The organism is Pseudomonas protegens (assembly GCF_003732485.1).
GTDB lineage: Bacteria > Pseudomonadota > Gammaproteobacteria > Pseudomonadales > Pseudomonadaceae > Aquipseudomonas > Aquipseudomonas protegens_B.
Window position 1 is genome coordinate 140,773 of the sequence record NZ_MOAK01000066.1, and the last position, 11,101, is coordinate 151,873.

7 protein-coding genes are annotated in these 11,101 nt (G+C 64.3%); 1 reads left to right on the forward strand and 6 read right to left on the reverse strand.

From position 1 onward, the window contains the following. Nucleotides 1-11: 11 nt before the first annotated feature. From BLX41_RS17690 to BLX41_RS17710, 4 genes are all read right to left on the reverse strand, one after another. The gene (locus tag BLX41_RS17690) at nucleotides 12-1,370 is read right to left on the reverse strand and encodes an OprD family outer membrane porin (protein ID WP_123725927.1); all 1,359 of its coding nucleotides are present in this window, start codon (nucleotides 1,368-1,370) and stop codon (nucleotides 12-14) included. A 116-nt stretch (nucleotides 1,371-1,486) separates the two neighbouring features. Then, complete coding sequence (locus BLX41_RS17695) at nucleotides 1,487-2,836, reverse strand: citrate-proton symporter (protein WP_123725928.1); 1,350 nt, start codon at nucleotides 2,834-2,836, stop codon at nucleotides 1,487-1,489. 87 nt (nucleotides 2,837-2,923) lie between these two features. Continuing rightward, nucleotides 2,924-4,318: an amidase gene (locus BLX41_RS17700; RefSeq protein ID WP_123725929.1), complete on the reverse strand. Its 1,395-nt coding sequence runs from the start codon at nucleotides 4,316-4,318 to the stop codon at nucleotides 2,924-2,926. A gap of 666 nt (nucleotides 4,319-4,984) precedes the next feature. Then, a complete protein-coding gene (locus BLX41_RS17710; RefSeq protein WP_259744988.1) occupies nucleotides 4,985-5,263 on the reverse strand; it encodes a hypothetical protein in 279 nt (92 codons plus the stop codon). 199 nt (nucleotides 5,264-5,462) lie between these two features. On the opposite strand from BLX41_RS17710, the gene BLX41_RS17715 reads away from it, so the two are divergent. Further along, nucleotides 5,463-8,090 (forward strand): MGH1-like glycoside hydrolase domain-containing protein, encoded by a 2,628-nt coding sequence (locus BLX41_RS17715; protein ID WP_123725931.1) that lies wholly within the window; start codon nucleotides 5,463-5,465, stop codon nucleotides 8,088-8,090. A gap of 39 nt (nucleotides 8,091-8,129) precedes the next feature. Here BLX41_RS17715 and BLX41_RS17720 read toward each other — a convergent pair whose 3' ends face one another. Further along, complete coding sequence (locus BLX41_RS17720; protein ID WP_123725932.1) at nucleotides 8,130-9,023, reverse strand: aminoglycoside phosphotransferase family protein; 894 nt, start codon at nucleotides 9,021-9,023, stop codon at nucleotides 8,130-8,132. Nucleotides 9,024-9,128: 105 nt separating this feature from the next. Then, a complete protein-coding gene (locus tag BLX41_RS17725; RefSeq protein ID WP_123725933.1) occupies nucleotides 9,129-10,847 on the reverse strand; it encodes a hydrogenase maturation protein in 1,719 nt (572 codons plus the stop codon). Between the last annotated feature and the right edge of the window lie 254 nt (nucleotides 10,848-11,101).

Below are 11,101 nucleotides of genomic sequence, written 5' to 3' on the forward strand. Positions count from 1 at the left end.
GGGTGATGGGGTCAGAACAGGTTGAACGGGAAATTCCCCACCAGGCGGAATTCGTCGTAGCTGCCATCGATCTGCCCGCCGCTGGCGCGGTGGTTGTAGACGATGGTGCGCAGCACCGCATCCTTGAGCCGTCCGGACTGCACCACATAGGCCAGCATCAGGCCATTCTCGTTGTGCTTGGCATCGTCCAGACCGCGCACGTTGTAGCCGCGGTTGCGGCCATTGCGGTCGCCGTCGTAGTGGGTGCCGTCGATGCCCCAGCCCTTGGCGTGCCACAGGCTGGCGCTCAACCCCGGCACGCCGTAGGCGGCGAAATCCAGGTCGTAGCGCAACTGCCAGGACTTTTCATTGGGGCCGTTGTAGTCCGAGTACAGGGAGTTGGCCATGTAGTTGCCGGTGGACTCCCACACATAGTCGAAATACTCGTCGCCGAACACCTGCTGCCAGGCCAGGGTCAGGCTGTGGGCCAGGTGGCTGCCGGTGACGGCCAGGCTCAGGGCGTCGTTGTCGATGTAGCCCAGGCGCTGCTGGCCCTGGTCCCGTGTGTGGTAGTAGTTGAACGCGGTCTTCAGCGCCAGCCGGCTTTTGTCCCCGGCGCGGTGGGTCAGGCCCAGGTAGTACTGGTCCCACATGTTCTCGAAGCGCGAAGCGTAGAGGCTGCCTTCCAGACCCGGGCCGGGCTTTACCGTCGCTCCCAGGTAGCTGATGCGCTCACCGCTGTAGGCGCGGTTGCCGAAGGTGGTGGTCAGGCGTTCGCTACCGGTGCCGGTGCGCGGGATGGCCCGGTCGAAACTGCCGGCCTGCAGCGACAGCCAGTCGGTTTCGTTGCTGTACAGGCCCACGCCCTGGAAGCTCGAGGGCAGGGCGCGGTTGTCCTTGTAGCGCAGCACCGGGTTGTCGGTCATCAGGCGCCCGGCCTTGAGCTCGGTGTTGGACAGCCGCAGGCGTACGTCGCCGGTGCCCAGGCGGCTCCAGGTGGGCAGGGCGTCACCGTCGCTGTCCACCAGCACCCGGTCGCCGCCATTGGCCACCCGGCCGTGGCCGCGCTCCAGGTTCACCGCGCTGAACAGGCCGGCGTCCACACCAATGCCGATCAGCCCCTGGGTATAGCCGGAGCTGTACTTGAGCATGCCGGTCTGTACCCAGGTTTCCCGCACCCGGGTGCGCTGGCTGCCGTCGGGTTTCTTGATCGTCAGGTAGGTGTCGCGTTGGGTGTGCTGGTTGGAGTAGTAATGGCGCAGGTTGAGGTCCAGGCTGCTGCTTTCGATAAAGCCCGGGGCCTGGGCCTGCTGGCTTGGGCGCGGGTTGTCCTGGGCCAGCAGGGGGCTGCTGGCGCTCATGGCCAGGAGGCAAAGTACGAGCTGTTTCATGTCGCTTCCCCACAAATCAAAGGCGTCGAACCACCGCCCGACCGCGCTCATGGGCGGCCGGCAGGGTAGAGAAAGACGCGGTGCCGGAAAAGGGTCTTGGGCAGTGAGGCGAATGCTCAGCGGGCGCGGGCTTCTGCGAGCCGTTGGCCGGGGGTGCTGCGCCCGGGTGTTTGCGGGCGGGTTTCCTTGGCGAACCAGGCGGCGGTCAGGCACACCAGGTTGGCCACCAGCAGGTAGCCCACCGGCGACATCGGGTTGCCGGTGGTGCCGATCAGCCAGGTGATGATGATCTGCGCCGTACCGCCGAAGGCCGCCACGCCAAAGGCGTAGACGATGGAGAAACCGGTGGAGCGCACCGCCTTGGGGAAGCTCTCCACCAGCAGCACGATCAGCGCCGCGCCGCTCATGCCGTGCAGCCCGGAGAGTACCGCCAGGGTCAGCAGGAAGGTCGTCGGGCTGGGGTGCTCGGTCATCAGTTGCAAGGCCGGGAACAGCACCAGCAACAGCACCACCCGTGGCGCCATGAGGATGGTGCGGCGGCCGAAGCGGTCGCAGAGCATGCCGCCGGCGATCGCACACACCGCCATCGCCGCACCGGCCACCAGGGTCGAGAGCATGGAGATGCTGGTGGGCAGTTTCAGTTCGGTGAGGGCGAAGGTGGTCATGTAGTTGATGAAGTACTGGGTGATGGTGCTGCCGGAGAGAATCAGCAGCCCCAGCACCAGGGCCCGGCGATGCTCGCCGAACACCTGGCGCACCAGGCTGCCGGTGCTGGCTTCTTCGCCCTGGCCATGGAAGGTTTCCGCCAGGTTGCGGCGGATGTAGATGCCGATCGGCAGCACCAAGAGGCCGAACACGAAAGGCACGCGCCAGCCCCAGCTGTTGAGGTCCTCGGGGGACAGCACCTGGGTCAGGGTGTAGCCCACGGTGCCGGCGGCCATGGCGGCCACGCCCTGGGCCACTACCTGCCAGCAGGCGTAGGTGCCGCGCTTGTGGGGTGGCGCGGCTTCGAGGATGTAGGTGGTGGCGGGGCCGGCCTCGCCACCCCAGGCCAGGCCCTGGATCAGCCGGGTGAGCACCAACAGGATCGGTGCGGCGATGCCGATGCTTTCGTAGCTGGGCAGGATGGCGATGCTGCCGGTGCCCACGGCCATCATCACCAGGGTCAGGAGCATCGCCGGCTTGCGGCCGACGCGGTCGGCGTAGGCGCCGATCAGCACTGCCCCCAGAGGCCGCACGATAAAACCCACGCCGAAGGCGGTGACCGACAGCATCAGGCTGACAAAGGCGCTGTCGGAGGGAAAGAAGGTGTGGCCGATCATCACCGCAAAGGTGGCGTAGACCCCGAAATCGAAGAACTCCACGGCATTGCCGAGGATCACCGCGAACACGCTGCGCTTGCCCCCCGGGACATTCGGTGCTTCAGGATCGTGGTGCTGGGAGTGGGTGGAATCGTGACTGTGCATACTGGCCCCTCGAATTTTTATTCATAGGTTGCCCAGGCCCCGGGCGGCAAGGCCCGGGGCTGGGGTGAAGGTGGCAGTTTCGGTGTGTCAGTGGGACGGCGGATTTGGCCAGCTGTGGATTGCTCCGCGCCAGCTCTCATAGGTCTTGGCCACTTGCAGCAGCCATTGATCGGCAAAGCGCGGGGCGATCATCTGCAGGCCGATGGGCAGGCCATCGGCGGCGAAACCGCAGTTGATCGACAGCGCCGGTTGTTCGCCCATGTTCCAGGGCAGGGTGAAGACGATGTGCTCGAACGGTTGCTGCGGGTCGTTGCTCGGCGACGGCCAATGGGCGGGAAAATGGTTGATCTGATTGGTGGGCGACAACACCAGGTCGAACTCGCTGAACACCTGGGCGGCGCGGCGACGCATCTCGAAGGTCTGGTTGAAGCCCAGCACCGCCTCGACCCCGGACAGGTCGGCGCCGGGTGCTGCCCAGTCGCGGATATAGGGCAGCACCTTGGCGAACTGCTCGGTGCCCAGGGCCGAGAGTTCTGCCCATTGTCGGGCGCGCCAGAAGCGGTCCAGACCGTCCAGTTGCGCGCGGTCCATGATCGGTGCCAGGGTGCGGACCTGGGCGCCGTGGCTCTCGAACAGCCGCGCAGCCTGTTCCACCGCTGCGCAGACAAAACCTTCCGGTTGCAGCCCCGCGCCGGGTTCCAGCATCAGGCCGATTTTCAAGCCGTTGACCGACACCGGCTCGTCGCTCCAGTCGCAGGTCAAGGGCGGCAGGCTGGTGGCGTCCCGGGCATCGGGCCTGGCCAGGTGGCGCATCAGCAGCACGGTATCCTCGACGCTGCGGGTCATGGGCCCGGCGCAGCGTCCGGTGTAGTAGGGGTCGATGGGAATCCGCCCCAGGGTCGGCTTGAACCCCACCAGCCCGCACCAGGCGGCCGGCAGGCGCACCGAGCCGCCGATGTCGGTGCCGATGTGCAGCGGTCCATAACCGGCGGCCGCTGCGGCCGCGGCACCGGAACTGGAGCCGCCGGTATTGCAGGCGGTGTTCCAGGGGTTGCGGGTAATGCCGTGGAAGCTCGACAGCCCCGAAGACAACATGCCGAAATCCGGCACCGTGGTCTTGGCCAGGATGATCGCCCCGGCTTCACGCATCCGCGCGGCGGGTGGAGCGTCCTGCAACGCCGGCTTCAGCGTGGTGGCCGCGCTGCCCAGCGGAATCGGCGTGCCTTGGGTGGCGATCAGTTCCTTGATCGTCACTGGAATCCCGTCCAGCGGGCCGTTGGGGGCGCCCTTGTTCCAGCGCTCGGTGGCGGCCCGGGCCTGCTGACGCACCTGCTCCGGATCGAAGGCGTAGAGCGCACGGATATGCGGCTCCCAGCGCTCGATATGGGCCAGCAGATGCTCGTAATAGTCCAGTGGCGAGAGGGTGCGGCTGGCGAATTGCGCCAGCAGCTGGGTGGTGGATAGATCGTGCAAATCAGTCATCGAACGCATCCTTGTGTCGGGCGTCAGTCGGGTTGCTGATGGCCCGACTGTATCGCTTCCACCCTAGCCCAACCATCACAAAGGACGCAGCCTGGTGTTGCGTTTTTGTGAGCACTGCAGCGTCCTGCCCCCGGCTTGGTTCACTGCGTCCCACCGCATCCCGCGCGATGCCGGAACCTTGTGTAGGAGCGAGCTTGCCCGCGAAGGCGGCCGCAAGGTTTGCACAAGGCCGGAGGACCTCTTCGCCGGCAATCCGGCGCCTATGGAATCTTGCGCGGTGCGGGATGTTGTGTGGGAGCTGGCTTGCCCGCGAAGGCGGCCGCAAGCGTTGCACAAGGCTTGAGGGCCTCTTCGCCGGCCAGCCGATCCCTACGGGTTCCAGGACGTTGTGCCCGTAGCGGCGGCCCAGCACATCGCAGCCATCGCGCAGCGCAATGGCGCAGATCGGTATCCGCTCTTGCAGCACCACGGCATCACCGGGGAGGTCCGGATGGGCGCCGATGTTTTCCAGCAGTTGGGTGACGGCGTGGATGCGCTAGGCGGCCACTTCGTGCTGCACATCGGCAGGGGATTGGGCATCGAGCAGCAGGTCAGGGCTTTCTGAGTTTGCTGTAGCACTTGGGAGCGCGAGCTGTGGATCAAGCGCCACAGGTTCAAGGCCAGGTCTCAGTCGAAGTCGATGCTTGAACTGTGGCGGGTTTCGCGCTCGTGCAACTGGTCGATATTGGTTTCGTAGGTGCATTGGCCGCTGCAGCGGTGCTCGAATTTCACCTCGGGCTTGAACTGCAACTTGAATGCCGGCGTAGCGCTTTCAGGCGCTGGCGCTGCGGCATTGGCCGCTGCCAGCGGTGGCTCTGGGTAGCTCAGGTCCAGGCCTTCGGCCTGGGCCGAGAACGCCAGGGTAGCGAGCAACAAGCCTGGGAAAAACGCTTTGCAACTGAACATCATCGAATCCGCATTGCCATAAAAGGGTTGCCGATTATAACGAGCCCGGCGCCGAAAATTTAGCGGCAATGGCTCTGGAACGAGCTTTTGCTGCGGTTTAACCGGTGTTAGCGCTGCGCACCATGAAACATATGTCATGAACCGGCGGGGCGGGTCGCTCCTACACTGCAACTCACCTCCATGGCCAAGGACTCCCTCCATGACGGCAAGTACCCCTGCGAGCATTCTCGACACCTTGGAAGGCCAGCGCCTGCAGGGCAGCGATGCCGAGCACTGGCGCCAGTGGGGGCCTTACCTGAGTGAACGGCAGTGGGGCACGGTGCGTGAGGACTACAGCGCCAACGGCGATGCCTGGAACTATTTTCCCCATGAGCACGCCCGCAGCCGTGCCTATCGCTGGGGCGAGGACGGCCTGGCCGGCTTCTCCGACAAGGCCCAGCACTGGTGCCTGGGGCTGGCGCTGTGGAATGAGCGCGACAGCATTCTCAAGGAGCGTCTGTTCGGCCTGAACAACGCCGAAGGCAATCACGGCGAGGACGTCAAGGAACTGTATTTCTACCTCGATGGCGTGCCCAGCCATGCCTATATGCGCATGCTCTACAAGTACCCCCAGGCGGCCTTTCCCTATGCCGATCTGGTGGAGGAAAATGCCCGGCGCGGTCTCAATGATGCCGAGTACGAGATCCTCGATACCGGGGTTTTCGAGGACAATCGCTACTTTGATGTGACGGTGGAATATGCCAAGCACAGGGCCGATGACATTTTCATGCTCATCACCGTGCACAACCGTTTCCACCAGCCGGCGCGGCTGCGGGTGCTGCCCCAGGTCTGGGCGCGCAACACCTGGAGCTGGGGTGGCGACGCTCCTCGACCGAGCCTGCGCCTGGAGGGCGACAGGGTGCTGGCGCGGCACGGGCAACTGCCCGAGCGGCAGATCACCGCCTGGGGCGCAGAGCCTTGCCAGTGGCTGTTCTGCAACAACGACAGCAACTTCCCCAAGCTGGACGGGCTGGCGGCGCCGGGGCCGTTCAAGGACGGCATCAACGACTATCTGGTGGGTGGGCAAGCCAGTGCGGTGGCCTTCGATGGCGGCACCCGGGTGGCGGCGCATTTTGTCCTGGAACTGGCGGGCGGCGAGAGCAAGAGTCTGTTCCTGCGGTTCGCCCCGGCGGGCAGTGAGCAGGTCAGTGCTCGCCACGTGTTTGAACAGCGTCGGCGCGAGGCCGATGAGTTCTACGCGGCGTTGCAGCAGGGCATCGCCAGTAGCGACGCGCGCAACGTGCAGCGTCAGGCCCTGGCCGGGCTGTTGTGGTCCAAGCAGCTGTATTACTTCGACGTCAACCAGTGGCTCAATGGCGATCCCGGGCAGCCGGCACCGCCGACGGAGCGCGAGCACCTGCGCAATACCCATTGGCGCCATCTATCCAATTGCGACATCGTTTCCATGCCCGATACCTGGGAATACCCCTGGTATGCCTCCTGGGACCTGGGTTTCCAGGCGGTAGCCTTTGCCCTGATCGATCCCGGCTTTGCCAAGCAGCAGTTATTGCTGTTGGTGAAAGACCGCTTCATGCACCCCAACGGTCAGTTGCCGGCCTACGAGTGGCGCTTCGACGACGCCAATCCGCCAGTACACGCCTGGGCCTGCTGGCGGGTCTATCAGCAGGAAAAGTCCCTGTCTGGCGTGGGTGACCTGGATTTTCTCGAACGCATTTTCCACAAGTTGCTGCTGAACTTTTCCTGGTGGGTCAACCGCAAGGACGCCGAGGGTCGCAACCTGTTCCAGGGCGGCTTTCTCGGCCTGGACAATATCGCCTTGTTCGACCGTTCCGCGCCGTTGCCGGAAGGTTTTGCCCTGGACCAGGCCGACGGTACGGCCTGGGTCGCGGCCTATGCCCTGGACCTGATGCGCATCGCCCTGGAACTGGCCAAGCGCAATGACGTGTACGTGGACATCGCGGTGAAGTTCTTCGAGCACTTCCTCTATATCGCCGGGGCCATCAACCGGGTGGATGAAAGCGCCGAAGGGCTGTGGGACGAACAGGACCGGTTTTTCTACGACGTGCTGCACCGGCCCGACGGCCACAACGAACCCCTGCGCCTGCGCTCCATTGTCGGCCTGATGCCGCTGTTCGCGGTGCAGGTGCTGGAGCAGCACGAGCACGAGAACCTGCCGGGACTGGCTCAACGTTTGCTGGGCTTTTTGCATCATCGTCCGGACCTGGCGAGCCTGGTGTCGCGATGGTACGAGCCGGGCAAGGGCAACCGCATGCTCTTGGCGCTGTTGCGGGGTGAGCGCACCAAGGACCTGCTCAAGCGCATGCTCGATGAAAGCGAGTTCCTCTCGGACTTCGGTATCCGCTCCCTGTCCAAGGCCTTCGAGCAGCCCTTCGCCATGCAGGTGGACGGCAAGCAGTTGTGCGCCCGCTATGAGCCGGCGGAGTCCGATTCACGGCTGTACGGCGGCAACTCCAACTGGCGCGGGCCGTTGTGGATGCCGATCAACTACATGCTCATCGAGTCCCTTCGTGAATTTCATCGTTACTACGACGTCAACTTCTCGGTGGAGTATCCGCAAGGTTCTGGATACCTGGCGTCCCTGAAGGAGGTGGCCGACGGCTTGAGCCAGCGCCTGACCCGTTTGTTTTTGCGGGATGCGCAGGGGCATCGGCCATCGATGAGCGGCTACCCACAATTGCAGGTGGAGGCCGAGGACCGCGAGCTGGTGCTGTTCCATGAGTACTTCCATGGTGAAACCGGTCGCGGATTGGGGGCTAGCCACCAGACTGGCTGGACGGCGCTGGTGGCGCTGCTGTTGCAGCCGTGATCGCTTTGCCGGCGGCTTACAGGGCGCAGCCCAAAGCGTTCATTCGCCATACCAGCGCGGCACATGCCTGGAAAAACCGGCGAAGTCCTCCCAGACTTTTTGCGTGCGTTGCAGGGTGGCCTGAACTTCCTGCTCGCCGAAATCCATGGCCCAGAGCACGCTGAAGAAGGTATCGAACGCGGCGTAGAACGCCATGCGGGTGAGAAAGACAGGGTCGGCATGACCTGCGCAGTAGCCGTCGATCTGCCCGCGGGCGAAGTCGCTGCTGAGGTTGCAGGAAAACAGCGCCAGCCTGTTGAAGTCCCGCGCTGGATCTCCGAAACGGCAGCGGTTGAAGTCGATGATCGACAATTGGTCATCGGCGCCCACGATCATGTTGTTCAGGTGATAGTCACCGTGGAGAAACACCAGCGGCGTGTCCGCCAGCAGATGAAAGTGCTGCTCGAGAAACTGCAGGAAGTCTTGCTCATGGGCCACCTTGTGGCCGCAGCTCCGGTACTGTTCGAGCTTTTTACGGTAGATGGCACGCATCTGCTGTTCGGCGTTTTCAGTGCCTTCAGGCGCAGCAACGCTGTGGATCTGCTGGAGTATTTGACCGGCTTGCAGGCCAAGCTCATAACAGGCCACGGCGGGCTGCTCGGCCACCCATTGCGCGCCATCCTTGCCTTCGATCCACGACAACAGCGAGTAAACCTGGCGTCCTGAATCAAACAGGCCGAAGTCCAAGGGCTGGGACATGGCGATGCCCTTTGCCGCCAGATGCTGGGTCCACTGGAACTCGTCGCGTTTGTTGACGTACTGGGATGAGTCGTTGGTGCGCAAGAGCAGGTGTTGGCCTTGTTCGTCGACGATGTGAAAGATCCGATCGCTGGACCATCCAAGGGTTTGTGCTTCGATGCTGCGCCATGTGGCGTGGCCTGGAATGTCTTGCATGATCGCCTCCTTGCAAAGAATTGCCGCCCCTGGGGGCGGCAACAAAAGGCGGCGAATGGTACGTGGCCTGGCGGTGCTTTTAAAGCCTGTCGCTCAGGCCGTGAATCAGCCTACCAGGGCGATGTCCTGGGGTTTGGCCCAGGCTTCGATCAGCCGCTCTGGCGTGCAGCAGGTCTTGCGCTTGTAGACGAAGTTGCTGCACTTCTCGGCGAAGCCCTTGCGGTTTTGCACCATGTCCATGTGCATTTCCTCCAGCTCGGCATTGCGGCAGTGCTGCATCAGCTGTGGGTCGGCATCCAGCTTGCGCTGGCGCAGGTGCTGGTAGCGCGGGTCGTTGAGCAGGCCGTTGGCTCGTTGCAGCAGCCACAGGCCGAATTCGTCCGGGCAGCGTGGGCCGATTTCCTGGATCATGCCCATCTGCAGGGCCTGGAGCGCGCTGATGGGCAGACAGGCTTCAGTCAACTGCTTGGCCATGGGTTGGCCGACGGCGCGAGGCAGGCTGTAGGTCCAGTATTCGGAGCCGTACAGGCCCATGCTCTTGTAGTGCGGGTTGTACACGGTGTCGGCGCGGGCCAGAACCACGTCCGCGGCCAGGGCCAGCATCAGGCCGCCGGCGCCGGCATTGCCGGTCAGGCCGCTGACCACCAGTTGGCGGGCGGTGAGCAGCTCCAGGCAGACGTCGTCGATGGCCTGGATATTGGCCCAGGCTTCAAGGCCCGGCTCCGGGGCGGCCTGGATCACATTCAGGTGTACGCCGTTGCTGAAGGCGCCGCGACCGCCACGTACCAGCAGCACCTGGGTGTCCCGGGCCTTGGCCCAGCGCAGGGCGCTGACCAGGCGCTGGCATTGCTCGGTGCTCATGGCGCCGTTGTAGAACTCGAAGGTCAGCTCGCCGACCCGGCCGGACTCGCGGTAGCGGATCGGTTGGTAGGCTTCGGTGCTGAACGGGCTGCTGGACACTGACCAGTCGAGCACCGGCACGTCGGCCAGGCGTTCGCCGAGTACGTGGCGGGCGGGGCGTTTGAAGGTTTCCTCGCCGGGCTGGGGCTTGAGGCGCAGGTAGCCGATCCACAGACTGTGATCGCCGCAGGCCACCAGCACCGCATCGTCGTGCACCGCCAGCAGTTGCCCGGGCATGCCGGTGCGTGAGTCCAGGTGGGCGTCGTAGACGTAGTACTGGCCGCCGGCGAGGCTGGCCAGGACGCCGGGCTGGCCGTCGGCGGCGTCGATGCTGCGCTTGATGAACTGCGCGCTGTCGTGCCAGCTGAAGGTGCGGTCGCACTGCTTCATGTTCGGTTGCAGACGGCCGAGCACCGAGGGGTTGTCGTAGTCCAGGGGCTCAGGGTTGAAACCGTTGCGGAATTTTTCCACCACGTCGCGGATGCAGTGGATGGCGGCGTCGCTCACCAGGCCGTTGTACAGCTCGGATTTGCGCAGCCCGCTGGGCAGGTTGAATTCATGGGTCGACCAGATTGGCCCGGCATCCATTTCTTCGACGGCCTGCAGGGCGGTCACGCCCCAACGCTTGAGTTCCTTGCTGATGGCCCAGTCCAGGGCGCTGGCGCCACGGTCGCCGACAATTCCCGGGTGAATGATCACCACCGGACGTTTGGGGTGGCTCCACAGTTGCTGCGGAACACGGTCCTTGAGGAAGGGGCAGATCACCAGGTCGGCCTCGGCTTCTTCGATCTGCCGGCAGACCTCTTCTTCGCTGGTGAACAGCACCACGCTGGGGCGGTGGCCGGCCTGGCGCAGGTCGAGCCAGGCGCGTTGGGTCAGGCCGTTGAAGGCGGTGGACAGCAGGATGATCTTCAGTGATCGCATAATGCAGACTCTTCCGTGAGTGATGGCGGTATGGCAGGTGGCTCCGGCTGAGCCGTCCCTGGCCGCGATGGAAGGCGCAAGAGTAGAGGGGCGTTGCGGGGTGGGAACTGACCGAGATCAATCAAGCGTATCGCCTGAAATGCCAGCCGCCCAGCGGTATTGATTCAGGGCAAAGGCACGGGCCAGAGCGGTTGCGGCAGCCAGAAACGACGAATCCCGCCACAGGGACGGGATTCGGGGACAGCCGGACCTTG

What these genes read in the sequence shown, in the direction of transcription:
- BLX41_RS17720 (WP_123725932.1), bottom strand. Translation starts at nt 9,023, where the DNA reads ATGCAAGACATTCCAGGCCACGCCACATGGCGCAGCATCGAAGCACAA.
- BLX41_RS17715 (WP_123725931.1), top strand. Translation starts at nt 5,463, where the DNA reads ATGACGGCAAGTACCCCTGCGAGCATTCTCGACACCTTGGAAGGCCAG.
- BLX41_RS17725 (WP_123725933.1), bottom strand. Translation starts at nt 10,847, where the DNA reads ATGCGATCACTGAAGATCATCCTGCTGTCCACCGCCTTCAACGGCCTG.
- BLX41_RS17710 (WP_259744988.1), bottom strand. Translation starts at nt 5,263, where the DNA reads ATGTTCAGTTGCAAAGCGTTTTTCCCAGGCTTGTTGCTCGCTACCCTG.
- BLX41_RS17690 (WP_123725927.1), bottom strand. Translation starts at nt 1,370, where the DNA reads ATGAAACAGCTCGTACTTTGCCTCCTGGCCATGAGCGCCAGCAGCCCC.
- BLX41_RS17700 (WP_123725929.1), bottom strand. Translation starts at nt 4,318, where the DNA reads ATGACTGATTTGCACGATCTATCCACCACCCAGCTGCTGGCGCAATTC.
- BLX41_RS17695 (WP_123725928.1), bottom strand. Translation starts at nt 2,836, where the DNA reads ATGCACAGTCACGATTCCACCCACTCCCAGCACCACGATCCTGAAGCA.